The sequence below is a fragment of the Nocardioides sp. WS12 genome, assembly GCF_014108865.1.
Lineage (GTDB): Bacteria > Actinomycetota > Actinomycetes > Propionibacteriales > Nocardioidaceae > Nocardioides.
This window is the reverse complement of record NZ_CP053928.1, coordinates 1,269,701-1,296,171: the sequence shown is the minus strand read 5'-3', so window position 1 is coordinate 1,296,171 and position 26,471 is coordinate 1,269,701. Positions and strand designations below refer to the sequence as shown.

Annotated in this window: 27 protein-coding genes; 19 read left to right on the top strand and 8 right to left on the bottom strand. The window is 65.5% G+C overall.

Annotated elements, in window-relative coordinates:
* Positions 1-36: 36 nt before the first annotated feature.
* On the bottom strand, positions 37-825 hold the full coding sequence (locus HRC28_RS06015; protein ID WP_182379242.1) for an NUDIX domain-containing protein: 789 nt from the start codon (positions 823-825) through the stop codon (positions 37-39).
* A gap of 227 nt (positions 826-1,052) precedes the next feature.
* On the opposite strand from HRC28_RS06015, the gene HRC28_RS06010 reads away from it, so the two are divergent.
* From HRC28_RS06010 to HRC28_RS05990, 5 genes are all read left to right on the top strand, one after another.
* Positions 1,053-1,853: an SDR family oxidoreductase gene (locus HRC28_RS06010; RefSeq protein WP_182379241.1), complete on the top strand. Its 801-nt coding sequence runs from the start codon at positions 1,053-1,055 to the stop codon at positions 1,851-1,853.
* 187 nt (positions 1,854-2,040) lie between these two features.
* A complete protein-coding gene (locus HRC28_RS06005) occupies positions 2,041-3,711 on the top strand; it encodes an FAD-dependent oxidoreductase (RefSeq protein WP_182379240.1) in 1,671 nt (556 codons plus the stop codon).
* Positions 3,712-3,738: 27 nt separating this feature from the next.
* A complete protein-coding gene (locus HRC28_RS06000; RefSeq protein WP_182379239.1) occupies positions 3,739-4,596 on the top strand; it encodes a mycofactocin-coupled SDR family oxidoreductase in 858 nt (285 codons plus the stop codon).
* A gap of 47 nt (positions 4,597-4,643) precedes the next feature.
* The gene (locus HRC28_RS05995; protein WP_182379238.1) at positions 4,644-5,672 is read left to right on the top strand and encodes a cyclase family protein; all 1,029 of its coding nucleotides are present in this window, start codon (positions 4,644-4,646) and stop codon (positions 5,670-5,672) included.
* Positions 5,673-5,755: 83 nt separating this feature from the next.
* Positions 5,756-6,373 (top strand): carboxymuconolactone decarboxylase family protein, encoded by a 618-nt coding sequence (locus HRC28_RS05990; RefSeq protein WP_182379237.1) that lies wholly within the window; start codon positions 5,756-5,758, stop codon positions 6,371-6,373.
* 107 nt (positions 6,374-6,480) lie between these two features.
* Here HRC28_RS05990 and HRC28_RS05985 read toward each other — a convergent pair whose 3' ends face one another.
* The 3 genes from HRC28_RS05985 to HRC28_RS05975 all read right to left on the bottom strand — a co-directional run bounded on the left by HRC28_RS05985 (position 6,481) and on the right by HRC28_RS05975 (position 10,428).
* Positions 6,481-7,461 (bottom strand): sugar ABC transporter substrate-binding protein, encoded by a 981-nt coding sequence (locus tag HRC28_RS05985; RefSeq protein WP_182379236.1) that lies wholly within the window; start codon positions 7,459-7,461, stop codon positions 6,481-6,483.
* A gap of 376 nt (positions 7,462-7,837) precedes the next feature.
* Positions 7,838-8,884, bottom strand: a complete 1,047-nt coding sequence (locus tag HRC28_RS05980; RefSeq protein WP_182379235.1) for an ABC transporter permease — start codon at positions 8,882-8,884, stop codon at positions 7,838-7,840.
* Positions 8,881-10,428, bottom strand: a complete 1,548-nt coding sequence (locus HRC28_RS05975; protein WP_182379234.1) for a sugar ABC transporter ATP-binding protein — start codon at positions 10,426-10,428, stop codon at positions 8,881-8,883. The genes HRC28_RS05980 and HRC28_RS05975 overlap by 4 nt, the downstream gene beginning before the upstream one ends.
* 358 nt (positions 10,429-10,786) lie before the next feature.
* Between HRC28_RS05975 and HRC28_RS05970 the strand changes: the two genes are divergently transcribed.
* Entirely contained in the window at positions 10,787-11,569 is a 783-nt protein-coding gene (locus tag HRC28_RS05970; protein WP_182379233.1) for a glucose 1-dehydrogenase, read from the top strand.
* Positions 11,570-11,691: 122 nt separating this feature from the next.
* On the opposite strand, the gene HRC28_RS05965 is transcribed toward HRC28_RS05970, so the two are convergent.
* Positions 11,692-12,471 carry an enoyl-CoA hydratase-related protein gene (locus tag HRC28_RS05965; protein ID WP_182380479.1) on the bottom strand — a complete coding sequence of 260 codons (780 nt, stop codon included), beginning with the start codon at positions 12,469-12,471 and terminating at the stop codon, positions 11,692-11,694.
* Positions 12,472-12,563: 92 nt separating this feature from the next.
* Positions 12,564-13,457, bottom strand: coding sequence for a LysR family transcriptional regulator (locus HRC28_RS05960; protein ID WP_182379232.1), 894 nt, complete (start codon positions 13,455-13,457; stop codon positions 12,564-12,566).
* A gap of 80 nt (positions 13,458-13,537) precedes the next feature.
* On the opposite strand from HRC28_RS05960, the gene HRC28_RS05955 reads away from it, so the two are divergent.
* Positions 13,538-14,794 (top strand): MFS transporter, encoded by a 1,257-nt coding sequence (locus tag HRC28_RS05955; protein WP_237111722.1) that lies wholly within the window; start codon positions 13,538-13,540, stop codon positions 14,792-14,794.
* 122 nt (positions 14,795-14,916) lie between these two features.
* Entirely contained in the window at positions 14,917-16,149 is a 1,233-nt protein-coding gene (locus HRC28_RS05950; RefSeq protein WP_182379231.1) for an MFS transporter, read from the top strand.
* 47 nt (positions 16,150-16,196) lie between these two features.
* Here the strand turns inward: HRC28_RS05950 and mftR are convergent, their stop codons facing one another.
* Positions 16,197-16,775 (bottom strand): mycofactocin system transcriptional regulator, encoded by a 579-nt coding sequence (gene mftR, locus HRC28_RS05945; RefSeq protein WP_182379230.1) that lies wholly within the window; start codon positions 16,773-16,775, stop codon positions 16,197-16,199.
* A gap of 79 nt (positions 16,776-16,854) precedes the next feature.
* On the opposite strand from mftR, the gene mftA reads away from it, so the two are divergent.
* The 11 genes from mftA to HRC28_RS05890 all read left to right on the top strand — a co-directional run bounded on the left by mftA (position 16,855) and on the right by HRC28_RS05890 (position 25,470).
* Positions 16,855-16,971 (top strand): mycofactocin precursor MftA, encoded by a 117-nt coding sequence (mftA, locus tag HRC28_RS05940; RefSeq protein WP_182379229.1) that lies wholly within the window; start codon positions 16,855-16,857, stop codon positions 16,969-16,971.
* Positions 16,971-17,249 carry a mycofactocin biosynthesis chaperone MftB gene (gene mftB / locus HRC28_RS05935; RefSeq protein WP_182379228.1) on the top strand — a complete coding sequence of 93 codons (279 nt, stop codon included), beginning with the start codon at positions 16,971-16,973 and terminating at the stop codon, positions 17,247-17,249. Before mftA ends, mftB begins: the two co-directional genes overlap by 1 nt.
* Positions 17,246-18,514, top strand: a complete 1,269-nt coding sequence (gene mftC / locus HRC28_RS05930; RefSeq protein WP_182379227.1) for a mycofactocin radical SAM maturase — start codon at positions 17,246-17,248, stop codon at positions 18,512-18,514. Before mftB ends, mftC begins: the two co-directional genes overlap by 4 nt.
* Entirely contained in the window at positions 18,511-19,773 is a 1,263-nt protein-coding gene (gene mftD, locus HRC28_RS05925; protein ID WP_182379226.1) for a pre-mycofactocin synthase MftD, read from the top strand. Before mftC ends, mftD begins: the two co-directional genes overlap by 4 nt.
* Positions 19,774-19,779: 6 nt before the next feature.
* The gene (gene mftE, locus HRC28_RS05920; protein WP_182379225.1) at positions 19,780-20,466 is read left to right on the top strand and encodes a mycofactocin biosynthesis peptidyl-dipeptidase MftE; all 687 of its coding nucleotides are present in this window, start codon (positions 19,780-19,782) and stop codon (positions 20,464-20,466) included.
* A 24-nt stretch (positions 20,467-20,490) separates the two neighbouring features.
* Positions 20,491-21,252 (top strand): mycofactocin-coupled SDR family oxidoreductase, encoded by a 762-nt coding sequence (locus tag HRC28_RS05915; RefSeq protein ID WP_182379224.1) that lies wholly within the window; start codon positions 20,491-20,493, stop codon positions 21,250-21,252.
* Positions 21,249-21,953 (top strand): glycosyltransferase, encoded by a 705-nt coding sequence (locus tag HRC28_RS05910; RefSeq protein WP_182379223.1) that lies wholly within the window; start codon positions 21,249-21,251, stop codon positions 21,951-21,953. The genes HRC28_RS05915 and HRC28_RS05910 overlap by 4 nt, the downstream gene beginning before the upstream one ends.
* Entirely contained in the window at positions 21,905-22,543 is a 639-nt protein-coding gene (locus tag HRC28_RS05905) for a hypothetical protein (protein WP_182379222.1), read from the top strand. Before HRC28_RS05910 ends, HRC28_RS05905 begins: the two co-directional genes overlap by 49 nt.
* 444 nt (positions 22,544-22,987) lie before the next feature.
* The gene (locus tag HRC28_RS05900) at positions 22,988-24,145 is read left to right on the top strand and encodes an acyl-CoA dehydrogenase family protein (RefSeq protein ID WP_182379221.1); all 1,158 of its coding nucleotides are present in this window, start codon (positions 22,988-22,990) and stop codon (positions 24,143-24,145) included.
* 622 nt (positions 24,146-24,767) lie between these two features.
* Positions 24,768-25,061 (top strand): hypothetical protein, encoded by a 294-nt coding sequence (locus tag HRC28_RS05895; RefSeq protein WP_182379220.1) that lies wholly within the window; start codon positions 24,768-24,770, stop codon positions 25,059-25,061.
* Between the two features lie 55 nt (positions 25,062-25,116).
* Complete coding sequence (locus tag HRC28_RS05890; RefSeq protein ID WP_182379219.1) at positions 25,117-25,470, top strand: hypothetical protein; 354 nt, start codon at positions 25,117-25,119, stop codon at positions 25,468-25,470.
* Positions 25,471-25,695: 225 nt separating this feature from the next.
* Here the strand turns inward: HRC28_RS05890 and HRC28_RS05885 are convergent, their stop codons facing one another.
* On the bottom strand, positions 25,696-26,445 hold the full coding sequence (locus tag HRC28_RS05885) for a 4'-phosphopantetheinyl transferase superfamily protein (protein WP_182379218.1): 750 nt from the start codon (positions 26,443-26,445) through the stop codon (positions 25,696-25,698).
* Positions 26,446-26,471: the final 26 nt, after the last annotated feature.

Below are 26,471 nucleotides of genomic sequence, written 5' to 3'. Positions count from 1 at the left end.
CGTCTGCTCTCGGTGCTCGTTGTCTGAATGGCACATCTAGGGGATGACCACGTCTGGAGTGTCATCAAGAAAATATCCGCCCTCGTGCACGACAAGACGCGGCTGGATCGGCTCGATGGTCCGGGACGCGGCCTCTGCAACCACATCGGCCGCCCGGTGCCCGACCAGATCCAGACACGTGTGAATCGTCGGCGGCAGCATGGCCAGGTCTCCGTCCTTGACCATGCGCAGCGTGTCCGTCAGCGAATGCCACTCCCCCGCAGCGGCCTCGGTCGCCAGAGCACCGACGGACTGGCCATCGGGCATCCTCGCGACGAAGAATCGGGTGTCGTAGCGACGGGGTTCGAACTCAGGGGTGATCCAGTGGGCCCACGCTCCGAGCAGGTCTGAGCGGAGCACCAACCCTTGCTCGTCCAACAGGTCAGCGAACCCGATCTTCTTCGCCTCGAGAGCGTCACGAGCTCGCAGGAAGACCGGCGCTGACACGTCCCCGACCACTGTGCTCTCGTCTGGCCCAGCGAGCAGGATCCCCGTCTCCTCAAACGTCTCACGAACGGCAGCAACGACAAGGGCGACAGCCATCCTGGGCTCGCAGCTCAGGATTCCTGCCCATTCATCGGGAGTCGGTCCAGCCCAGCGGACCGGCGCCTCGTCCGAAGCCTGTACGCCACCGCCAGGAAAGACGTACATGTCAGGAGCGAACTCCATCGTGCTCTGGCGACGAAGGAAGAAGGACTCGAGCCCGCCGTCACCGTCGCGGAGGATGGCCACCGTCGCAGCATCTCGCGTCGGGGCGGGCTGGCCGACGTAATTCTTGGCGTTCACGAGCAGTGATTCCGGGACGGGTCGCATCGTGGACCTTTCTCAGGGCTATTCCGACGGCAAACCTTACACTCATTATGCTGTTTTGTGGAGCGGGCTCGCAATCGGCGTGACTCCGTTGACATTACTGGGTCCCGATGGCAGATTCCGAGTACTATCATCTAGATCATTCAATAGTTCGGCGCGCGCGGGCCACGGGGCACCGACGGCCGAGAGATGGAGCTGGCGCCGTGATCGACGTACTCGCTTCTTATGCAGGTCGTACCGTCTACGTGACCGGGAGTTCGTCCGGTATCGGCGAGGCCGTCGCACGCACACTCATCGAGGGTGGCGCCGATGTCGTCGGAGTCGACCTGAAGGAACCCGGCTACCAGGGCTTGTCGGGGTTCGTGCCGGTTGATTTGGGAGAGGCAGCCTCCATCGCTGCCGCCGCAAGTGCGCTGCCCGCCCACCTGGATGCGATCTTCCATTGCGCCGGCATCGCCACCGCCGCCGCCGACCCACTCACCGTCCTGCGCGTCAACTTCATCGGTCTCCGGGAACTACTTGAACTAACAGTCGATCGCGTGCCTCGCGGAGGCGCAGTGGCTCTCACCGCGTCCACGGCATCGCGCGACTTTGCGGACACGGTGGATGACGTGATCGGGCTGGTCCGCACCACCGGTTTCAGCGAAGCCGTCGCGTGGGCCGAGGCGCACGAGGACTACGTCACGAGCCGTGGCGGCTACCCCGTCTCGAAGGACGCCATTGCCTTGTTCACCGTTGATCGCTGCTTCGACTTCGGCGAGCGTGGAGTTCGTCTCAACACTGTCGCCCCCGGTCTGACTGCTACCCCGATCCTCGACACGGTTGCCAAGAACAAGGGCGCAGGCTTCACCATCACGCCGCCAGCACCCCTCGGCTACATCTGCACGGCGCAGGAACAGGCGAACCTGCTGATCTTCCTGAACAGCCCCTGGGCCAGCTACGTGAACGGGCTGACGATCTTCAGCGATGGCGGCGCTCTCGCTCGTCGCATCTTGCCCGACTGATCTGTTTGCCAGCCGACATGCCGCACACAAACGCCCCAGTTCGCCACTCCGACCGAGCAGTTCGTCGACACGGCTGCGAGGCGGCGCCCCTCCTCCGTCGCCGTAGTCGCCAACGTCTTGGCGCTCCGGCGAATCCGCCTGGTGTGCCACGTCCAAACCCAGAGGCTGTTCAGGAGAGGACCGATCGATGACCCATGTGATCACGCAGACCTGCTGCAACGATGCAACCTGCGTTCCGGCGTGCCCCGTCAATTGCATTCACCCCACGCCGGACGAACCCGACTACGCCACCGCGGAGATGCTCTACATCGATCCCGACGGTTGCATCGACTGCGGCGCTTGTATCGACGTCTGCCCCGTCAACGCCATCTACCCCGATTACGAGCTGCCAGATCATCTGGCACCGTTCACCGACCTCAACTCGGCCTACTTCGAGGCGCCACAACGTCGCGACTACGAGCCCGTCCACCCGCCACGGCACACGCCGACAGTGCCGCCGTCCGACGAACCACTTCGCGTTGCAGTGGTCGGCTCGGGACCAGCGGGGCTTTACGCGGCCGAGGAGCTGCTCGGCATCCGGTCCGCTGGCATCAAGGTCGATGTGATCGAGAAGCTGCCCGTTCCGGGTGGCCTGGTGCGCTACGGCGTGGCACCAGACCACCAGTCGACCAAGACGGTCTGGAACCAGCTCGCGCGAACGATGGGCAAGCCTGGCTTTCGGCTGCTCGCCAACGTGGAGGTCGGTCGCGACATCAACCATGAAGACCTCGCCACCCGCTACCACGCGGTCGTTTACGCAAACGGCGCCGATGCCGATAAGTGCCTGGGAATTCCTGGCGAGGACATGCCGGGCAGCCACTCCGCTGGCGAACTCGTGGGCTGGTACAACGGTCACCCAGACTTCGCGGAACTGCGCTTTGACTTCTCCAACGAGCGGGTCGTGGTTCTGGGCAACGGCAACGTCGCAGTGGACATCGCTCGCGTGCTGCTGAGCAGCGTGGACGACCTGCGACGTACCGACATTTCGGCAACCGCTCTCGCGCAGATCGCGGAGAGCCAGGTGCGCGAGGTCGTCATCGTGGGCAGACGTGGCGTTGCCGAAGCCGCCTTCACGACTGCCGAACTGCTCGGATTGGCTCGGGTCGAGGGCTTGTCGATCAGCTCCGAGGTCGACGAACTCAGCGCTGAAGGGTCGTTGAGCGACGTCGTCGCAAGTCGGTTCACCACGGCGCCACAGAAGAACCGTCTACTCCACGAACTCTCAGCCAGAGCCACATCGGACAGCAAGATGGTTTCCTTCCGGTTCCTTCACTCGCCGATCGAAATCGTTGGCAACGATCGCGTTGCCGGGGTGCGCCTCGCGCGCAACGAAATGGTTCGAGAGGGGACAGCAGTCGTCGCTCGACCAACTGGCGACGTGGAGGAGATCAAATGCGGGATGGTGGTGCGCTCGCTTGGGTTCCAGGGCAGACCCATTGGTTCGCTACCGTTCGACGCCCAGCGTTCTGTGCTTCCGACGCGGGAAGGCCGCGTGCTCAGCAGCGGAGGCGATCCCATTGCAGGTGTCTATGCAGCGGGCTGGATCAAGCGGGGCCCATCTGGCGTGATCGGAACCAACAAGGCATGCGCCATCGAGACAGTGCGGGCGTTGTTGGACGACTACGCCGCCGCCAAGCTCACCCCTCCCGCCGTGGGCGGTGATCTCCTTGACCTGGTTTCGCCGGCAGTCGACGTGGCGGGGTGGCGGGCGATCGACTCCCGCGAGCGCTCAACCGGCAAGGCCGAGGGCCGGCCACGGACAAAGATGACGTCAGTCACGTCGATGCTCGAGGCAGCTTCGATCCACCACCGTTCTTGACGCTCAAACAGAAGGATGTGATGGGCTATGGGCCTGCTCGACGGAAAGGTCGCACTGATCACGGGGGGCTCCCGAGGCCAGGGACGCGCGCATGCGGTTACCTGTGCACGCGAGGGCGCCCATGTGGTGATCGTCGACGTCACCAAGCCCACCACCGAGGTCGACTACGCGCTCGCCACGGACGAGGACCACCACGAGACGGTGCGCCAGGTTGAAGCCCTTGGCCGCCGATGTGTCAGCGTCGACGCGGATGTGCGCGACCAGGCGTCGCTTGACGGCGCAGTGACGCTGGCCGTGCAGGAGTTCGGCCGTATCGACATCCTGATCGCCAATGCAGGGATCTGGACAAAGGCGCCCTTCTGGGAGATGTCCGAGCAGCAGTGGCACCAATTGGTCGACGTCAACCTCACCGGGATCTGGAAGTCAGCCAAGGCTGTCGCTCCCCACATGATCGAGCGACGGTCAGGGTCGATCGTCGTGATCTCCTCGAACAACGCGATCGAGCCCCTCATCGATTCAGCGCACTACAACGCCTCGAAGTCGGGGGCGCTGGGGCTCATGAAGTCCATCGCGCTCGAGCTTGCTCCCTACGGGGTGCGCTGCAATGCCATCTGCCCAGGGTTCATCAAGACACCGATGACCAGCCACCAGCGAGCGTGGGACATGTTCGCTGGTCGGCCCGGTGGCACCGAAGCCGATATGGCGCCTGCAGGCAGGTCGTACACAGCGCTTCGCAACACGGAGGCACTCGACCCGTCGGAGATCGCGAGCACCGCGCTCTACCTCAACTCGCACCTCGCGAACAAGGTGACCGGCGTGGTCATTCCAGTGGACGGTGGGCATTTGTTGCTTCCCGCGACGAATTCGCGCCCCGTCGTGGAGTAGCAACACCAAGATTCACGCACCAGAGTCGCAACGAAGGAGACCTACACATGACCACCACCGACGCCAACGTCTCGGACAGCAGCAACGGACCCGAAGAGGACGACTGGCGAGCGGTCGCCACCCGGGTTCGAAACTGGGGTCGATGGGGCGACGACGACGAGCTCGGCACGCTGAACCACATCACTCCGGAGGCAGTGCAGTATGCCGCTACTCTCGCGCGACGCGGCAAAGTCATCCCGCTGTCGGTCCCACTCAACTCCGACGGGCCGCAGGATGCATTCGGACTGCGGCGCAATCCGGTCCACCTGATGTCGGTCGACGGCGGTGACGATGATGCGGCTGAGCACCTGCACGGCTGGGGAGGCCGCAAGGAAAAGGGCATCGCCACGCTCTATGACGCAGGCCCGGCCCGCTATGCCGATGACTGGATCATGATGCCGTGTCAGGCGGGCACCCAATGGGACGCCCTCTCCCACGTCTTCTATGAAGGGAAAATGTACAACGGATACCCTTCGTCGGCGGTCACCAGCCTGGGTGCCACCAAAGCCAGTATTGAGCCGATCGGGATGGCTGGCGGCGTGGTCGGTCGAGGAGTGCTTCTGGACGTGGCCCGGCACCGGGGCGTGGACCGTCTGGAACCGCACACTGCGATCACGCCCGAGGAACTCGACGATGTCGTGGCCACCCAGGGCGTCGAGCTTCGAACCGGCGACATCATCGTCATCCGAACGGGGTGGTGGCAGGAGTACGACGAGAAGCAGGACGGACACCAATGGTTCGTCGACACGCCGGGTGTGCACTGGCGGGTCGCGGAATGGCTCCACCTCCACAACGCTGCAGCCGTCGCGGCCGACAACATCAGCGTCGAGTCCCAGCCCCCCGCAAACGGTGTCCGGCTGTGCTTCCACATGCTCGCGATCCGGGACATGGGCATGATGCTGGGCGAGATCTGGGATCTGGAGGAGCTGGGTGCGGACTGCGCTTCTAACGGCACCTACGACTTCCTCCTCGTCGCGCCCGCCTTGCCCATCACTGGCGCTGTCGGGACGCCCGTCAACCCCATCGCCATCCGGTGACTTCGCCACGTCCCGGAACCTGCACGGGCTATCATTCATACCTGTCCCCACAGGCTCGCGCTCTCGATCCGTCCTTCGCAGAGGTGTACGACCGCTTGGTCGATGCTGCGATCCGGGCGCGCGGCCAGTTGGCTCCTCTGGATCTGGAGTTGATCGGTTTCGCCGTGAACACTGCGGCCTCCGGGCCCGGTTCGGCTGGGGCAGCGGGTCACGCCGCGGCTGCCCGGCAACTCGGTGCCTCTGACGATCTTCTCGTCGAGGTGGCCCAGATCGTGGGCGTGGTCGGGATACACACCCTTGCCTCGTGCATGTCCATCGTCGACGAACTCAGCGGTGAGCACTCAGCAGCTTCCGACGACGAGCTGGGCCGCCTCCAGGAGGACTTCGAGCGTCGCCGTGGCACATGGTCGCCCTTCTGGGAGGCATTGCTCAGCAGCGACCCTGCGTTCTTCGCGGCCTATGCCAACTACTCGAGCCACCCGATCGAGCGTGGCCAACTCCCGCCAATGCTTCGCGAGCTCATGGTCTTCGCAATGAACGCGACGACGACCAAGCTTTTCGTGAAAGGCGTGCGCGGCCACGGCGGCGCCGCGATGCGACTCGGCGCGACGAGGGAAACGCTGATCCAGGTCCTGGAACTGGTGTCCCTCGTCGGCGTCGGATCCTCGACAAGCGCGGCACTAATTCTCAGCGAGGGCTGAAACCGGCAGCCGCGGTGCTGACGACCTCACGGCGGTCTGGACGAGATCAAAGGGGTGGCGCGTGCAGTTGCACGCGCCACCCCTGGTGAAATCGATTCGCTACCGAGTCACTTGAGACCCCAGAGCGTGTTGAAGCGCTGCGGGATGTCTTCCGGCTGGAAGTAGTCCGAGATCGTCTCCTCGGTGTTTTCCTCGGTGAAGATCTGCTGCGGCATCACGGTGTACTCCGCCAGCGGGAGCTCCGCCTTCTGCACGATCCGGAATGCGGCATCCATGGTGACGTAGCCGAAGTACTTGGCAGCGGTCACGAGGCAGGCGTCGACCTTACCGTCCTTGACGTCCTGGAGATTCTCCTGCGAGCAACTGGAACTGGTGACATGAATGTCACCGCGTCCGGCCGCCTCGAGCGAGTTACGCAGGCCGACAAAGACGCTGCCGAACGGGAGGGAGAGCCAGTCCGCGTCAGCGCTGCGCTGCGCGATCGACGCCGCAGTTGCCGCGCCGTTGGTGAAGAGATCCTTCGTGCTCACGTTCTCCACAGTCATCGAGCAACCAGCACAAGCGTCGAGTGCCTTCTTGATCCCCTCGTTGTACTTGCCGAAGATGGGGATGTCCGGAGAATCGATGGCGACGACCTTCGCCTTGCCGCCGGAGCTGGCCACGATGTAGTTGCCGATCTGCTCGCCCCGCTGCTCCTGAGTGTCACCACCCCACAGGAAGTCACCGGTCGGAACGGCCGGTTGTGCCTCGATGCCCGTCGTGCCGATCGGGATGATGGCGACACCGGCCTCCTCAAAGTCCGGGATCACCGACTGCCAGACCTCCGGGGAGACCGAAGTCACCGTCGTGGCCACCGGCTTGGGGTTCAGACTCAGCACTTGCTCGAGCGCAGTGACGACCGTCTGCGGCTGGTCCTGCTTGAAGCCGATCGTGACGACCTCCCAGCCGACCTGCTTCGCAACTTCCTTGATCGCATCGGCGATCGCAGTAGAACTCTGGTCGCCACCAGTGAGGACCGCGATCGTCTGGCCACTTGCCGGCGGTGCGGGCAGCGGCGTCTTGACGCCGATTTCCGTGGCCGGCTCCATGTACGGAGCGATGAAATCCTTGGCTGCCTGGATCGACTCGGGCGAACTGCCAGAGCCTGACGAGTCATCATTCCCGTCGGATCCGCAGGCGCTCAGCGAGCCTGCGACGACAAGGCCTAGGCCAGCCATCAGAACCCGAATGACTCCGCGGGTGCGGGGTCGCTTGACCGAGTGAATCACGGTTGTCTCCTTTGAGTTGGACGTCTCGGGCGATTGCCCGGACTACCGGCATGGATTCGCCTCGTCAGCCGAGGCAGAAGCGCAGCGACCTCCGGCCGGGTCGCGCCCGGTCGGGTCGACACGCAAGGCCGGCTCCCGAATCGCCGGGCCGCATGAAGGGATATTTAGTTGCCGGTTTGCCATGGCCCCGTGGGACCTACTCGGCGTTGGCGGGCTGCGTGATGTCCTGCGAGGAGCTCGTCTTCAAGTCCTCCGCATTGTCGGGGTGCACACCACTACGTGCTCGAGGACTCCTCTTCGCATTGCGCTGTCGCCAACCGGCGAAAGCGACTGCAAGAATCAATGCCACTCCGTTGAACATGTCGTTGAGCCACGGTTCCCCGGTGACAAGCTGCATGCCCTTCACACCAGTGGCAAGGACGTACACCGCGATCAGCGTGCCCCAGACATTCGGGCGACCCGGGCGCACTTGGGTGGTCCCCAAGAAGGCCGCAGCGAAGGCCGGGAGAAGCAGTGCCATGCCGTACCCGGACGATGGACCGCTGTACGAGGCAAAGACGACGCCAGCGAAGGCAGAGATGACGCCTGAGATGATGAAGGACATCCACTGCCAGCGATCAACAGCGACACCAGCCAGCCGGGATGCCTCGCGATTGCCGCCGATGGCGTAAAGGTAACGACCGATCTTTGCGTGGTCGAGCACCCAGTACAGGACAAGACCGACCGCCAGCACCCAGAACACGATGACCGGGAACCCGAGTACACCTTCACGAGCGGTGAGGTTTCGCCATGTCTCGTCGACGACCGGCATCGGGACCGCTGGTCCCATGACGATTGCAGTCACAGCTCCGATGACAGTGGCGGAGGCCAGTGTGGCTATGAAGGAGTCGACCTTCAGACCGACGACGATCAGACCGTTCATGAAGCCCACAGCAGCTCCAACCAGGAGCGTCGCCGCGATCGCCGTCCACATGCCCCACTCATGGCGAACCTGGAGCACAATGACAACGATGGTCGCCAGGTTGGCCGTGGCGCCGACGGACACGTCGAAGCATCCAGTAGCCATCGGCACCAGCAAGGCCAGTGCCAGCAAGGCAGGAACTGCGTACGCAGAACCGATCGAGTGCGCAGTCGCCGACGTCAGGAACAGTTCAGGGCTCCAGATGCCGAACAGAATGATGAACGCAGCCCAGAGATACAGGCCGCTGAAGCGGTCGAGACCGATGTTCGGCAGACGGCTCATGCCGACGCCTCCTTCCAGGATTTTTGCATTTGCTTTCCGATCTCACCCACGTTGATGTCATCGCCCGCCAGGGCGCAGGCCAGCCGTCCTTCCGCGAGGACGAGCACCCGGTCAGAGATCGCAACCAGTTCGTCGACGTCCGCTGACGCCACGAGCACTGCGGCACCGCTGCGAGCGACCCCCACGATCTCCTCGTGGATGCGGGCGCGGGCAGCCACGTCTACGCCTTGCGTCGGCTCGTCGAGAAGGAAGACCTTCGGGTTCCGCCGGAGCCACTTCGCAATCACGACCTTCTGCTGGTTCCCACCGCTGAACAACTCAAGCTTCCGCTCGATGTCCTCAGCAGGCCGCACGTCCAACCGTCGGAAGGACTCACTTGCAAGTTCACGTTCTTTGCGACGTCGCACGAACGGGGCCCGCCAGATCGAGGCCAGGTCGCCGATGCTGAGGTTCTCGCGGGCGGTGAGCGACATGATCCCGCCAGCCGCGTGCCGGTCGGGTGGCACATAGGCCATGCCCAGCGCCATCGCGTCGGCCGGGCGGAGGGGCCGTAACTGCTTGCCGCCTACGGAAACCGTGCCGCTGCGCTCCAACGCACCGAAGATCGCGCCCAGCGCTGACTCCCGGCCCGAGCCCGTGATACCAGCGATCCCGACTACCTCGCCCGGACATGCCTCGATCGTCATACTGGCCAACGACCCCGAACCCACGCCGTTCACCGTCATCAGTGGCGGAGCGTCGAGGAACTCGAGCGGAATGGCGGGCGCCTCGACGGGGACGTCACCCTCGGCCTCGGTCAACAACTGCAGCAGGGCCGGACGATCCAGCGCGGCCACCTTGCGCCGCGCAACCGTGATCCCGTCGCGTAGCACCGAAACGTTGTCGGCGACCTGGAAGACTTCGCCGATTCGATGCGTCACATAGATGACAGCGACACCCGCGTCGGACGCCCGACGAACGAGTGCCAGCAATGTGTCGACCTCATCGGGCGGCAAGGACGCGGTGGGCTCGTCCAGCACAAGCAGACTGATCTCGCCGGGCTGAGCAGTGCCAATCGCACGCGCGATCGCCACTCCCGTGCGCTGAGAGGCCGTCAACGTGGCGACCAGTCGGTCGGGGTCGAGGTTGAGCGAGATGCGCTGCAGCGCCGAGGTGGCAATGCCCCTCGCTTCCTTGCCCAGGACTGTCCCGAACCGGGAAGGGAAATCCGCACCGATCAAGATGTTGTCGGTGATCGACAGGGTGTCCACCAACCCGAGGTCCTGGTGAACGAAGCGGCAACCGAGAGCGGCCGCATCATCCGCTGAGCCCACGTTCAACTGCTTCCCCGAGATGAACACCTCACCGCCGGAGTCGGGCCGGTGATAGCCGGACAGCATCTTGATGAACGTCGACTTGCCAGACCCGTTCCCACCCAGCAATGCATGCACTTCACCGACGGCAACCTCGAAGTTGAAGTCCCGCAGCGCATAGGTGCCGGCAAACGTCTTGCTCAGCCCGGCAACACGCAGCGCGGGCGGCGCGGTGGTGGTGGAGGCGTCCATGGAACTGGTCTCCTTCTACGAGGCGGCAAGAGACTGGGGAGTTCGACACTCTTGGCCTCGGATTTCGGGCCGAGCGGAGTGCGATGAACCGGTGAAAGTGTGGCGAGCGTAACAATAAATCAGCACAATGAACAGAATCCGCCAAATATTTGCACCTGTCCACATTCCTCGTGGAACCGGTTCCAGAAGCACGGCCTCGCCATGTCACCCCCGGCGCGCCCTCCAGTGCAGCCAGACCGCCTGCAGATCCATTCTGATCTTCCAATTGATCTAGCGGTCTCGGGCCAACGGACGTTAACGTCCGGCTAGCGTGGCCTCAGTCGTGGCTACGCCGACAGAGCCTCGAAGGAGCTTGGGCATGAGAGCAGGACTGACCGACCATGTGAGCATCGTGACTGGCGGAGCCGGCGGCATCGGCGCTGCGGTCGCACGGAGCCTGGTCGCAGACGGCGCACGCGTCATGGTCACGGATGTCCAGGATGACCTGGGCCGCTCGTTGGCCGAGGAACTGGGCGACGCCGCGACTTTCGAGCACCACGACGTCACCGACGAATCAGCGTGGGCTGGCGTCGTCGACGCGACGATCAACAAGTTCGGTCGAGTCGACTCCTTGGTCAACAATGCCGGAATCCTCGGCATGAAGCCGTTCCTCGAGATGACAGTGGCGGACTTCGACCGGGTGATGGACATCAACGCTCGTAGCGTGTTCCTCGGCATGCACGCCGTCGCCCCCGCATTCGCCCAGCAGAAGCGAGGCGTCATCGTGAATCTTTCCTCGACCGCCGGACTGAGCGGTCAGGTTGGCGGATTGGCCTACTCGGCGTCCAAATGGGCCGTCCGGGGAATGTCGAAGAGCATTGCGTTGGAACTGGGCGGTCACGGGATTCGGGTCGTCTCGCTTCATCCTGGAACGATCGTGACGCCCATGACCGAGCAGGTTGGGGCGTCCTTGGACCAACCTGCCCCGGCCAGCGCGCTCGGGCGCAACGGGAAGCCGGAGGAGATCGCCGCCGTCGTCGCGTTCCTGGTGTCGGAGGACGCTTCGTACATGACAGGGACCGAGGTCGTCGTCGACGGGGGCTGGAGCGCAGGCCTCAGCCCGGCGATGTACGGCCTCATGCGGCAGGCACGGGAACGCTGAATTCACCGGGCTCGCCAAGGGAAGGGACCTCAGGTCACCTTGCCTCCTTGAAGCACGAAGGCCCCAGCCCTTCTCCACCTGATGGCCTATCACCAGGCCATCAGGTGCATCGGGAAAGCGGCTCAACGGCCGACGAACTCAGCCCTTCCCGGCCCGTTCTCAACGAAGGAGCCCATCCCGATGCTGCGGTCCTCGGTCGCGAACAGGCCCGCGAAATGCTGCCGCTCGATCTCCAGGCCGGTCTCCAGATCGACCTCGAGACCACGGTCGATCGACTCCTTCGCCGCCCGCACGGCATACGTCGCCGCCTTCGCGAACTGGCTCGCCCAGACGACGGCTTCGGCGTAGACGTCAGCGGCTGGAACCAGACGGTCAACCAGCCCGATGGCCAGTGCTTCGTCAGCCTTCACGAACCGGCCGGAGAAGATGATGTCCTTCGCCTTGCTCGGGCCGACCAGACGGCTCAGCCGCTGCGTCCCGCCAGCGCCCGGGATCACGCCGAGAAGCACCTCCGGCTGACCCAGCGTCGCATTGTCGGCCGCGATCCGAAAGTCAGCACAGAGCGCCAACTCACAGCCACCACCCAGCGCATACCCATTGATCGCAGCCACGACAGGCTTCGGGATTCGTGCAACTGAGGAGAACGCCGTGGTCAGCCCTGAGGACCTCTGGATCATCGCCGTGTAGGACATGTCGGCCATCTCCTTGACATCGGCCCCTGCAGCAAACACACGCTCGCCGCCCCAGACCACGACGGCCTTGACATCGTCGCGCGCCGTCGCCTCGGCGGCCGTCGCACGGATCTCCTCCTGCATCGCTTCGTCGAGTGCGTTCAACTTTGGCCGGTCCAGCCGAAGTGTCCCGACACCGTTCGCCACCTCAAGCCGTACGAAGTCACCCATGGGACCAACTCCTCTCAATAATCCAGTTGTTTTAGCGCATTCTCCCATGGCTCTCACCATGACGCCAGAGATCGCGACGTTAGGCGGCCGGCTCAGATTTCGCGGACGCAACAAGCACCAAGGGCCTGGTCGACGACGAATTTCCTGAAGCGCGCGGCAGCCGGCTCCATTTCACGATCAGTGCGCCACGTCAGCCCGACCGTTCGTCGCGCTCTCGGGCTGGCGATGGCAAGGCCGATCGTGTCCGAGGAACCTGCGAACGCCTCGGGGAGAATGGCAACGCCGAGTCCGGCAGCGACCAGTCCTTCGATGGTGCCGAGGTCGGCACTCTCGAAAGAGATCGCCATCGTGATGCCAGAGTCCGCAAGTAGGTTGTCGACCAGATTGCGGAATCCAAATCCGGACGGAGTCGTGATCAGCTGGTCGTTCACGAGGTCAGACAGATCGACGCGCTTACGACGACGGAGCGCATGAGTCGGAGGCACCACGACAACCAAGCGCTCGTCCTGGAGGGTCACCCAGCCGTAGTCGCCGGGAGGTCGTGCAGAAGTGATCGCCAAGTCGACCGCTCCGGCCGCCAATTCACGCTGCATGATGTGGGCAGGTTCCTGCGAGAGGCTGACACGTACAAGTGGTGCCTCCTGGTGAAACCCCCGCAGGATCCTCGGCACGAGCGACGTCGCCATGGAGTCGAGAAAGGCAAGACGAACGGTTCCCCGTTCGGCGTCCAACCGAATTTCGACCTCGGAGAGCAGTCGGCGATAGCGCCCAATGAGTTCGCGACTCGCGTCCACAACCAATTCGCCATTGGGCGAAATGACGAGGCCGCCGGGAACGCGCTCGAAGAGCACTGCGCCGATTTCTGCCTCGACGCGTGACAACGCGCGTGACAACGTCGGCTGACTGACGCCGAGAGCCACGGACGCCGATGTGACGTGGAGGTGTTCAGCGAGCACGACCACCCATTCCAAGTCGCGAATGCGCATGCCGCATTATGCGGTCTGCGCATGCAGATACCAATTTTGATGCATTGGACGTATGCGTCGGCAGGATCCAACCTGAACCGGTGAGCACCCCAGCCGCGCCCGCCGGTGAATCGGCCGCGCCCCATGCAACTGCCGCCGCCGGCCACCGCCCGGGATCGCGCGAGTACCGACGCATCATGGTCGCGCTGATGCTGGCAGGGATGGTCACGTTCGTGCTGCTCTACGACACACAGGCCCTTCTACCAGCGTTGTGCACTTCTTTCCAGGTGACACCAACGCAAGCGACACTCTCCATGTCTTTGGCCACTGCCGGCCTCGGACTCGGGCTACTCGTGGTCGGCCCTGCGTCCGAGATGTTCGGCAGGACCCGCCTGATCCACGCCGGGGTCTGGGCAGCTGCACTGGTCGCCCTGCTGTGTCCCTTTGCCTGGTCGTGGAACTCGCTGCTCGCGCTCCGCTTCCTTCAAGGTTTCGTGCTTGCCGGCCTTCCCGCGGTGGCCACTGCCTATCTGCGTGAGGAGCTCCATCGCTCGGGTCACGCCCGGGCAGCTGGAATCTACATCGGTGGAACAGCCTTGGGTGGCATGGTTGGCCGGCTCCTCACCGCACCCATCACCGATGCCCTCTCCTGGAGGTGGGGGCTCGGAGCCGCGGCCGCTCTTGCGTTGGCGTGCGCGGTCGCAGTAGGCCTCACCCTTCCCCCCTCAACCAACTTCCGACCGCGGCGATGGGGGGAAATTGGTTTCGGCGCAATGTCTCGCGCAGTCCTGACCGATCCAGCACTGCGTCGGCTCTACGTCGTGGGAGCATGTGCGATCGGCGCGCTGGTCATCGTCTTCAACAATCTCGGCTTCCGGCTCGTGGGCGCCCCGCATCACTTGGGCATCGGCGCCATCAGCCTGTTCTACCTCGTCTACCCGCTGGGCACGCTCAGCTCCACGGTTGCCGGCGCTTGGGCCGATCGCATCGGCCGGCGCGCGGTGATGCCAGCGGGCTGCCTGCTCGCAGTCGGCGGAGTCGCACTCACCATCCCGGACTCTCTCTTGAGCATCGTCCTCGGTCTTGCCGGACTCATCGCAGGCTTCTTCGTCGTTCACGGCATCGCCAGCGGTTGGGTGGCTGCCCGGGCGCACGCAGCAGGGGGCAGCGCCAGCCAGGCCGCGTCCTTCTATCTGATTGCTTATTACGCCGGCGCCTCCGTTTTCGGCAGCCTTGGAAGCAGCGCGTGGTCGGCTGGGGGGTGGACCGGAACCGTCGCGCTTGCCCTCGGCCTCATGGTGGTTGCCGGCCTCCTGTCGCTGAGCCTGCGCAACATTCCGGTTCTGGTCCAGCACTAATCGATCGCCGGCGCCCATATTCAGTTAACTCATACAACGGTATAGTCGGAAGGGCCCACCCCTACGAGTAGTCACCGGCCGGCGATGCCTGGTCGGCTGCTCCCAAACGAAGGTCGACGTTCATGAGCGAGGGGGTGATCGGTCGCCGTTCAGCTGGCCAACTCCTCCTGTCCCGGGACTTCGGACTCTTCAATACTGCGAAGACCTTCTCCACTCTCGGCATCTGGGTACACAGCGTCGTCGCCGCGATCGCCATGTTTAGTGCCACGAACTCCACCGCTGCGGTCGGCCTCGTCAGTGCGGTGCAGTTCCTGCCACTACTCTTGCTCGCCCCATTGAGCGGCAAGTGGACAGACATGGGCAGCACGAAACGGCAACTTCTCTTCGGCAGGATCATCAGTACAGCCGGGAGTGCCGCCGTCTCCGCGTATTATCTCGTTGACCATCCGACGGGGCACCGCGCAGCGGTGATCCTTCTCGCCGCGTCGACCATCGTGGGTATCGGTGGCGCGCTCGGCGGACCAGCGTGGCAATCGGCTGTGAGTGAACTCGTCACCGTCGAGGAGCTCCCTTCCGCCATCGCCATCAACGCCTCTCCCCTCGTCGTCGGGCGCCTACTTGGCCCACTCCTCGGCGCCGGTTGCGTCGCAATCTCCGGCGACGCCCTCGGATTCGCGGTCGCCGGGCTCACACAGGTGGTCTGCCTCGCCCTGCTCATGCCGGTACGATTCCCTCGTCGTACCACAGCTGTCGATGGTGACGACACCATCCTGACCGGTGTCCGCCACGTCCTCACCCATCGCTATCTCCTCCTCATGATGTTTGCGATCACAGCTGTGGGCTTCGGCTCAGAGCCCACCTTGACCGTTGCTCCAGCCATTGCTGCTTCACTCGGCGGAGGAGCTGCGCTGGTCGGAATTCTCACCGCTTCCTTCGGCGTAGGCGCCGCCGTGGGAATGGCCATCACGGCCGGATTCGCTCCCCATTTCAGGTCTGAGGAACTTGCCCTGTGGGGGCTGACTAGCATGACAGTCGGCGCGCTGGCCATGGCCGCCTCGCCTTGGCAGTCATCGACCATGCTGGGGTTCGGACTCGTCGGCATCGGGTTCAGCATGGCGTCGACGTCAGTGGGGACAGCCGTCCAGGTCAGCGTGCCCCCACGCCTACGCGGTCGGATCATGGCACTGTGGCTTGTCGGATTTGTTGGCTCCCGCCCGCTGGCATCGGTTCTCGTCGGTATCACTGCTGACCTCACCTCCGCTCGCGCGGCCGTCCTTGTCATGGCGCTCCTCCCGGCCAGTGCGGCCTTCCTCTGCCGCCCCCGTGCGCTTCCTCCGAAGCCGGAGCTGAACTAACGAAATGGCCTCCGGTCGGGCCGGGACCCTTCCCAGCAGGGGATCCGTCAGGCGTGGCTGCGGAAGAGGACGACCCTGAGAATCTCGAGCAATTCAGCGTCACCGGCGGCGAGCCACTGCTCGTAGGCACACAGCGCCCGCGCGAGGGCCAGGTGGGAGACCAGTTGAGGCCCGATGGACCCCGCCGGTTCACCGGTGCGCACGGCGACGAAGTCCGCGATCACCTGCCGCCAATCGCCGTACCGCAGGACCGAGTGGGCCTGCAGCGCAGGGGTGTAAAGAATCAGTCGCATCCGGTCACGGTGGTCGATCGGGCCGCCTGGCGAGAAGTCGTTGAAGGCCAGGACACCGCGGAGGACAGCCTCGTTCGGGTCGAGATCGTCCGGCAAGGCAGCAAGCAGCGAACGAAAATGATCGAGGGTGGCGTCGAAGCGACCCCAGGCAATGTCGTTCTTCGAGGGGAAGTAGCGGAACAGGGTACGGCGACCGACGCCGACCTCCGCCGCGATCATGTCGAGCGTCGTACCCTCGAAGCCGTGCTCGGCGAACAGCCGGAATGCCGCCAACTCGATGTCCTCGTGCGTGGTCACCTCGGGCCGCCCCACACCACGCCGACCGTGACTCACGCACCGATCCTCTCACTCTGCCAACAACTTCTGACCGCAACCTCTTGATTATGACCCCGAGTGCATTTAATATCCAGGTATGACGCACACCACAGAACCCGCCCCGCAGGACGCCGCGGCTGACGCCACTGACCCGATCGCTGCCGAGGACCTCATCGAAGAGGTCTCGATCGATGGCATGTGCGGCGTCTACTGATGCTTGACCAGGCCTGGGCAATGTCGCCGTCGGTCGCGTTGCGACCGGAGCCGTTTGGTGCCTTGGCCTACCACTTCGGCAACCGCAAACTGACCTTCCTCAAGCGTCCCGAGCTGGTTGTCGTGGTGCGCAGCCTCGGCGAGCAGCCCGACGTGCGGTCCGCCCTCGTCGCGGCCGGCATCCCCGAAGCCCAGCACGCCGCCTACGCCAAGGCCCTCGAGGGCCTGGCCGCGACCGACATGATCCGCCGCCGTACCGCAACCGAGGACGCCGCATGACGATTGCACTTGAACGGCCCATGCGCCCGCAGGGCGGCACCTTGATCGAGCAGTTCGAACTTGGCCTCGATGCCCCGATCTGCCTGACCTGGGAGCTCACCTACGCCTGCAACCTGGAGTGCGCGCACTGCCTCTCCTCATCGGGCCGCCGCGACCCGCGCGAGCTGAGCACCGAGCAGTGCGAAGCGGTGATCGACGAGCTGCAGCGGATGCAGGTCTTCTACGTCAACATCGGCGGCGGCGAGCCCACCATCCGCCCCGACTTCTGGCAGCTGCTGCAGTACGCCGTCGACCACCAGGTCGGCGTGAAGTTCTCCACCAACGGCGTGCGGCTGACCCCCGAGCGTGCGGCGTACCTCGCCTCCCCGGCCTGCAACGGGTACGTCGACGTACAGATCTCCCTCGACGGCGCGACCGCCGAGGTCAACGACTACGTGCGCGGCCCCGGCTCCTACGACATGGCACTGACCGCCCTGCAGAACCTGCAGGACGCCGGCTTCACCGACGCGAAGATCTCGGTCGTCTGCACCCGGCAGAACATCGGCCAGCTCGACGAGTTCCAGGCCCTGGCCGACCGGTTCGGCGCGACCCTGCGCCTGACCCGGCTGCGCCCGTCCGGCCGCGGTGCCGACGTGTGGGACGAGCTGCACCCGCTTCCGCATCAGCAGCGCGAGCTGTACGACTGGCTGATGGCCAAGGGCGACAACGTCCTGACCGGCGACTCGTTCTTCCACCTCGCTGCGTTCGGTGAGTCCCTGCCCGGCCTCAACCTCTGCGGTGCGGGACGCGTGGTCTGCCTGATCGACCCGATCGGTGACGTCTACGCCTGCCCGTTCGCGATCCATGAGGAGTTCCACGCCGGCAACCTGCTCGACGACGGTGGCTTCCAGAAGGTCTGGCAGACCTCCCCGCTGTTTCAGGAACTGCGGTCCCCGCAGACCGGTGGTGCGTGCGCGAAGTGCCAGTTCTACGACTCGTGTCGCGGTGGCTGCATGGCCGCGAAGTTCTTCACCGGTCTGCCGCTCGACGGCCCCGACCCCGAGTGCGTTCAGGGCTACGGCGAGCAGGCGCTGCTCGCTGGCGACCGCGTCATCCCGGCCGCCAGCCAGGACCACTCAAAGGCCAACCCCACCCGCAATCAGCCGGTGATGCTGCAGCTGATGACCCGCCCGCCCGTCTCGGCCTGCGCCGAGAACCCCCTCGCCGGCTTCGATCCCACCCCCGCAGGCACTTCCGCCTGCGCTACCGAAAGTTGCTGTTCGTGAGCAAGCCCGACTGGCTGGAAAACCCCTGGAAGCAGAACCCTTGGTTCGAGTCCGTCGCCGTTGCCCAGGACCGTGCCCGCAAGCGACTCCCGCAGCCGGTGTACAGCGCGCTGGTGTCTGGCTCGGAGCGGGGACAGAGCGTGAACGCGAACGAGGCGGCGTTCGCCGAGCTCGGCCTCGCCCCCCACGTGGTGGGCCAACTGCCCGAGCGGTCGCAAGCAACGACTGTGTTCGGCCAGCTCATCAACAGTCCCGTGATCATCAGCCCCACCGGCGTCCAGGCCGTGCACCCCGACGGGGAAGTCGCCGTTGCCCGCGCGGCGGCCGCACGAGGCACGATCATGGGCCTGTCGAACTTCGCATCGAAGTCCGTCGAGGACGTCACCGCCACCGGCGCGACCACGTTCTTCCAGATGTACTGGACCGGCGACCGCGACACCATGATCCAACGGATGACCCGCGCCCACACTGCAGGCGCCAAAGGCCTGATCGCCACCCTCGACTGGTCATTCTCGATGGGACGCGACTGGGGAAGCCCCGAGATCCCCGAGAAGGTCGACCTCAAGGCCATGATCCGCCTCGCGCCGAAGGTAGCCACCAAGGGTCGGTGGATGTGGCAGTTCGGCAAGGAGTTCAAAGCCACCGGCAAGCTCCCCGACCTGACCGCCCCCAACCTGCGCCCCGCGGTGGGCAATGGGCAGCTGGGCGAGGCGCCGACGTTCTTCGGTGCCTACTACGAGTGGATGACCACCCCACCCCCGACCTGGGACGACGTCGCCTGGATGCGTCAGACATGGGCACAGATCTCCGGCACACCGTTCGTGCTCAAGGGCGTGTGCCGTGTCGATGACGCGCTGCGGGCCGTCGATGCCGGTGTTGCCGGGATCTCGGTGTCCAACCACGGCGGCAACAACCTCGACGGCACCCCGGCAGCGATCCGGATGGTCCGCCCCATCGCCGAAGCGGTCGGTCACGACATCGACGTGGTCATGGACGGCGGCGTACGCCGCGGCTCCGATGTGGTCAAGGCCGTTGCGATGGGAGCGAAGGCCGTTCTCATCGGCCGCGCGTACCTCTGGGGCCTTGCCGCGAACGGACAGCCCGGCGTGGAGAACGTCCTCGACGTCCTCTCCGGTGGCATCGACTCCGCCCTGCGTGGTCTCGCGCTCTCCTCGGTCCAGGACCTGCGGCCCCAGCACCTACTGATCCCCGACGGGTTCGACAGGACCCTTGGCGCCACTGCCCCTTCCACCGTCTGACCCACCATGGAGCTCTCGTCGACCGTCTCACCGCGCACCGCCGGCACGCGCCTTGTTTTGGTACCGGTCGGGTCGCTAGAGCAGCACGGACCCCATCTGCCCCTCGACACCGACACCGTCATCGCCACCGCGGTCGCGAAATGCGCCGCTGAACGTCTCAACGCGTGGGTGGCACCAGCGATTGCCTACGGCTCGAGCGGTGAGCACCAGTCCTTCCCCGGCACTGTGTCGGTCGGCACCGAAGCCCTGGCCCACACGGTCATCGAACTGGTCCGGTCCATGCGAACCTGGGCAGGTCGCGTCTTGCTCGTCAACGGCCACGGCGGCAACATCACTGCACTCAAGCGGGCCGTCGACCAGCTGACCCACGAGGGCCATGACGTCGACTGGGTGGCGTGCCGCACCGAGCAGGAGCACGGGAAGTCCGACCTGCACGCGGGCTTCGCCGAGACGTCACTGATGCTCCACCTGCATCCCTGGGACGTGCGCGTCGACCTGGCCGAGGTCGGCGACACCCGACCGCTCGCCGAGACCCTGCCGTTGATGATGAGCGGCGGCGTTGCGGCCGTGTCGGCCAACGGCGTGCTCGGCGACCCCACCGGCGCGACCGCAGGATGGGGCGCCCAGTTGTTCGAACTCATGGTCACCGCCGTCGTCGCTGCCGCCTGGCCCCCGGTGAATGCAGCACCATGAAGATCGAACGATGAGAGTCGCCTCATGAGGGTCGCACTGGTCACCGGTGCCGCCCGGGGCATCGGTGCGGCCACTGTTCGGCGACTGGCCGCCGACGGCTTCCACGTCGTCGCGCTCGATTCGTGCGCCGGTCCGCCGCTCGCCAGTCCTGGCGACCTCGAAGCACTGGTCGCCGAGCTGGGCGAGCACGTCGTTCCGGTCATCGCCGACGTACGTGACCGCCCTGCTGTCGACAAGGCCGTCGCCGATGCCGTGGCCCGCTGGGGCCGGCTCGACGTGGCGGTCGCGGCCGCTGCCGTGGTCCGCGGCGGCGTGCCGTTGTGGGAGACCACCGATGCCGACCTCGAGGACCTCTGGGACGTCGACGTCCGCGGAGTGTGGAACACAGCCGCGGCCGTCGTACCCGCGATGTTCGCTGGACCGGACCCGAGCGGCTGCCGGTTCGTGGCCGTCGCGTCCGCCGCTGGCCACACCGGCCTGTTCCACCTCGCCGGCTACAACGCCGCCAAGCACGCCGTCGTCGGGCTGGTCCGCGGCCTGGCCGCCGACCTGCAGGGCACCGGTGTCACGGCCTGCGCCGTGTCCCCCGGCTCCACGGACTCCGCCATGCTGGATGCCACCGCGGCGCTCTACGACATCGACCGCGCCGAACTCATCGAGCACCAACCACTTGGCCGCGCCCTCACCCCCGACGAGATCGCCGCCACCATCGCCTTCGCCTGCTCCCCGGCCGGTCTGGTCTGGCACGGCGCCGACATCCACGCCGACGGCGGCTTCACCGGATGAACCCGCTGCGGGTGCGCCTCGACCCGCGCACCCGCGTGCTCGAAGACGGACGACTCCTCATCGGCGGCACGCCGCTCACGGTTCAGCGCCTCCGACGCCCAGTCGCCGAAACGACATCTGACACCAAGCTGGGACACCGCTGGCTGGCAACCGGACTCGGCGTACCCGTGCTCGACGACACTCCCCCCGTGCCCCCGGATCAACTGACCGTCGTTGTCCCTGCGCACGGGCGAGCCTCACGTGTCTCTGCGTGTGTTGCTGCGCTGACCGGACTCAAGGTCATCGTGGTGGACGACGCATCGGACCCGCCGATCGACGGCGCAACCGTGCGACTGGCCGTCAACGGCGGACCCGGCGCGGCACGAAACGCCGGCTTGGCACGGGTTTCGACGCCGTACGTCGCCTTCGTCGACTCCGACGTTGACGTCTCCGCCGACGCGCTGCTCGCCCTCACCCGCCACCTCCACGGCTCCGACGTCGCCGTCGTCGCGCCACGCGTGCGCGGCACCGGCGGCCCCCGCTGGTGGCAGCAGTACGACGCCGCCTTCTCCCCCTCGACCTCGGACCCCACCCCGCCCCAGTCCGCCCCGGCTCATCGGTGTCCTACCTACCCAGCGCCTGCCTCGTGGCCCGCACGACTAGTCTGCGCGAGGTGGGCGCATTCGACCCCGAACTACGACTCGGAGAAGACGTCGACCTGATCTGGCGGCTCGCGGGTGCTGGGCACCGAGTTCGCTACGACCCATCCGTCGTCGCACACCACGACACCAGACCGTCGATCAGTGCCTGGGTGCGCCAAGTGTTCGAATACGGCACCAGCGCCGCCCCCCTGGCTGCTCGTCACGGCGACGCCGTCGCACCCGCCGTGCTCAACCCAGCACTCGGACTCGCGGGACTCACGCTGCTCCTACGCCAATGGTGGGCACTACCGTTCGTCGCTCTCGTCTGGGCCTCGACATGTCGACGCCTCGCTCGCACCGTGCCCGTGCGTGAAGCAGCCCGGCTGGCTGGCTTGAGCCTCGTCTCCGCAGTACAGCAGGAGTCTTCGCTGGTCGTCCGCCACTGGTGGCCACTGGCCACGATCGCCATCACGACCCGCCTCGGCCGCCGTGTAGCGCTCGGCGCGGTCCTGGTCGACAGCACCGTCACCCTCACCGAACGACGAGGCCTCGACCCGCTCGCCAGGCTCGGCGGCCGGCGAATCTCTGACCTCGCCTACGGCGCTGGGGTGTGGTCGGGGTCGATGCGTCAGCGGACGGTCAAGGCACTCACACTGCGCAGGTCCCGCTGACGTTCCAGCAGCAACCGCCCCGCCGCGGTTGGGCACCGGGCTATGCGAACCCAGAGCGCCGCCGCGCCCTACTCGTCGGATCAGCGCAAGAGGTGGAGAACCAAAGCAAAGCGAATCGGGCTGACCGCACCACCATCGCGAGATCGCGATCAACTGAGCGACATCGGGGTTCAACCCGTTTGAACCGACATCCCATAGAGCCGCGCCGGCTCAGAAATCCCATCGAACGAGGCGATAGGGAACGCGCGCGCGAGGTGTTGAGGTTCGGGCTCTCCCTCGGAAGGACGTCTCACCCTGCCGCAGCCTCGCCAGCAGCGGACGACCACAAACCTCAGGGCGCCCAAGTCGGTTGGTGACACACGCGACGTTGACCTCGCTAATTCTTTTAATCTATCTTAAACGAAGTTGGGCAGGCAATCGAGACCTCGGAGGTACGAACACACCATGGCAAAGCTATCGTCGGAAGAACAGGACGTCGTCGCCCTGGTGCGCGACTGGATCGACCGGGACGTGCGCGGCAAGGTGGCCGAACTCGAGCACGCCAACGAGTACCCCGAGAAGTGGATCGAGCAGATGAAACAGCTCGGCATCTTCGGACTAGCGATCCCCGAGCCGTACGGCGACGTGGCAGTGTCGATGCCCTGCTACGTCGAGGTCACCACCGAGGTCGCCCGCGGCTGGATGAGCCTCGCCGGCGCGATGGGCGGGCACACCGTCGTCTCCAAGCTGATCCTGCAGTTCGGCACCGAGGAGCAGAAACAGCGCTACCTGCCCCGGATGGCGACCGGCGAGCTGCGCGCCACGATGGCGCTCACCGAGCCCGGCGGCGGGTCGGACCTGAAGGCGATGAAGACCGTCGCCCGCCTCGACGGCGACGAGTACGTCGTCAACGGATCAAAGACCTGGATCACCAACGCCCGCCGCTCCGGCCTCATCGCACTGCTCTGCAAGACCGACCCGAAGGCAGAGCCGCGGCAGAGGGGTGTTTCGATCCTGCTGATCGAGCACGGCCCGGGGCTCCATGTCTCACGGGATCTGCCGAAGCTCGGCTACAAGGGCGTCGAGTCCTGCGAACTCTCGTTCGACGACTTCCGCACCCCCGTCGACACGCTGCTCGGCGGGGTCGAGGGCAAGGGCTTCTCGCAGATGATGCGCGGCCTCGAGACTGGACGCCTCCAGGTTGCCTCCCGCGCCCTCGGCGTGGCCCAGGCCGCCTTCGACGACTCACTCGCCTATGCCCAGACCCGCGAGTCCATGGGCAAGCCGATCTGGAAGCACCAGTCGATCGGCAACTACCTGGCCGAGATGGCGACCAAGCTGACCGCCGCGCGCCAACTGACGCTCTACGCCGCCGAAAGGTACGAGTCCGGCGAACGCTGCGACATGGAGGCCGGCATGGCCAAGCTCTACGCCTCCGAGGTCGGCATGGAGATCGCACTGAACGCCGTACGCATCCACGGTGGCTACGGCTACTCGACCGAGTACGACGTCGAGCGCTACTTCCGCGACGCCCCGCTGATGATCGTCGGCGAGGGCACCAACGAGATCCAGCGCAACGTGATCGCCGCCCAACTGGTCAAGCGCGGCCGACTCGGCCGCTGACACCGCGCGTCCCGACTCGCAATTCGGCACGCTACAAACCCGAATGGTGTCGCGTTCACGGAGCACGGCAACAAGAAGGGACTGAACCAATCTTCGGCCTCTGGCCCCGCGGTCTGGTGTGCGCCTCCACTCAGATCGCTGTGGAGACGAGGGCAGCCTCGCTGCCTACGGTGTCGGAATATTCCGACTCGATGCGCTCATGCGAGATCGCGATGCTCTTCCCCAACGGGCTGCATCGGATGCTTCAGACATCGCCCGAAGCGCGAACCGCCGGTCGGTGCGCTGGGCATCACACGACACTTCTGCGCCTGCGGGAAGGTCGGAGGTGATTTGGTACCGCTCACGGTAAGCGGCGACCGTCATCGCCCCAGCGAGCCAACGAGCGTTTGCCGCTGGATCGTCAGACGGCTCTCCCAACCGCCTCAGCCAGGAGGTCTGGCTGGCAACCGCCCGGTCCACGAGTGCGTGCGTGCGCGCGGTTCTCGATGAGCTCCGCCCGTTCAGCGATCGCCTGCCTGTCTTCATTGCTCAGGGGGCCGATCGGCTCGGGGATGAATCCCGCGATGAAGCGCGGGCGTAGCCGGCAGCCAAGCGGAGGCGCGGACGCCGCGTTCGTCAACCGGTGGCGCAGGACCGCAGCTATGTCATCGGCGTCACCCAGGCCATGTTGAACAACGATGCGGGCTACGAGACGGTCGAGGTCGTGGTGGTTGGCCTCTGCACGTCGGAGGGTAGCGACGAGCGGGCCGAAAGCAGGCGGCACCACGGCCGCGGAATGCTGCGCGGGAGTGAGACCGGAGCGCTGCAGCAGGTCGACGAAACGGTTGCGCTGGGCCTCCGCTGCGATGGTCTCGATTTCCGCGGCGAGGCGGTCGATACCTCCATGGAGTTCGTACTCGGTTTCGAGCGTCTGTAGTCCCGACAGGTGTGCTCCACTGTGCTGGAGCACACTGAGCAACACCGAACGTGCAGTGACCCACCTGAGAGTTCTGGCCCCAGTACGCGTCGCCGATGCCGAACTCGGCCCACATGGATTCCCAGTACTCCTTGAACGCCTTGATCTCCGGGTCCTCGAACAGGTCGATCGGATCACCGTCGGTCTCGATCACCAGGAAGTCGATGTAGGTGAATCCGACGGATCCGACCTTCTGCTCGGTCACCTTCCAGTTCGTGTAACTGACACCGGGATACTTGTTGAAGTGCGGGTTGTCGACCTCGCGCAGGAACTTGTCGTACGCCTCGGCGTCGCTTCCTTCTTTGATGTTGTAGGTCACCAGAAGGGTGTGCTTCTTCATGATGTTCGGATCCTTTCGATGGTGGAATGACCATCCAGAGGCTAAGGACGCCGTGAGCCCCCACACCAACAACAATCTGGTCGGGATTCACCGGAGACTGGACCGCGCCCGGGCACACAATCTCAAACGACGACGCAACCGATCCGGGCGCCAGAACGTCTCTATACATGTGATCTGGACAGCCGGAATCCTGATGTGGTCAATGGTCCTGCTCGTCGCCGCGGTGGCGATCGCACGACGCTGACCCGGTTGCACTCAGTTGTGCAGGGCGAGCGCGGCGCCGTACCCCTCGGGGACGACGACGTCGTTCAGCACCCAGCCATCGAGCGTCCGGCCCGGCGCGTCATCCGTGCCGAGGTAGTCCAGGTGCGGGTCGCGGCCCAGACCGATGCCGATGCCCTTGAGGTACGCCTCGGTCCGTGACCAGGCGCGGGTGAAACGGACGGCAGCGCGACCGCCGTCGAGCGTGCCGCGCGCGGCGGCCTCGATCTCCGCGGTCTCCTGCGGGTGCAGGACCCCGGCGAGCGCGGTCGGGTCGTCCGGGTGGATCTCGACGTCCACGCCGACCGGGACATCGGCCACCGCGACCAGGATCTGGCCGGGAGTGTGGGACAGCGAGAACTCGATCGCGGTGCCCTCGGCACGCGGGCGTCCGTGCGGTTCACCGCAACCCGGGCAGGCGTGGCGTCCCCACACGACCTTCTCCGGCGGAGTGTCGGTCGACGCGCCCACCACGAGGCGAGCGGCGGCATGGGCGATCTCATAGGCCCGGCGCAGCTCCGCCCGAACGTACTTCGACGCTTGCTGGCGCTCCGCCTCATCGAGCCAGCTGCGGCCGATCTCGAGTTCATGGTCAGCGACGCGAGCCGTGTCGATCAACCACACGCCGAGACCGGCGCCGGTGACCTCCCGCGGGTGCGGCTCACCCAGGAACGACGCGAGGGTCGCGGGGACGATCGCGATCGCGGAGCGATCAGGCACGGCTTCCGATGTTTCTCGGCTCATCACCACCGAGGTTAACAAGAGGTCGG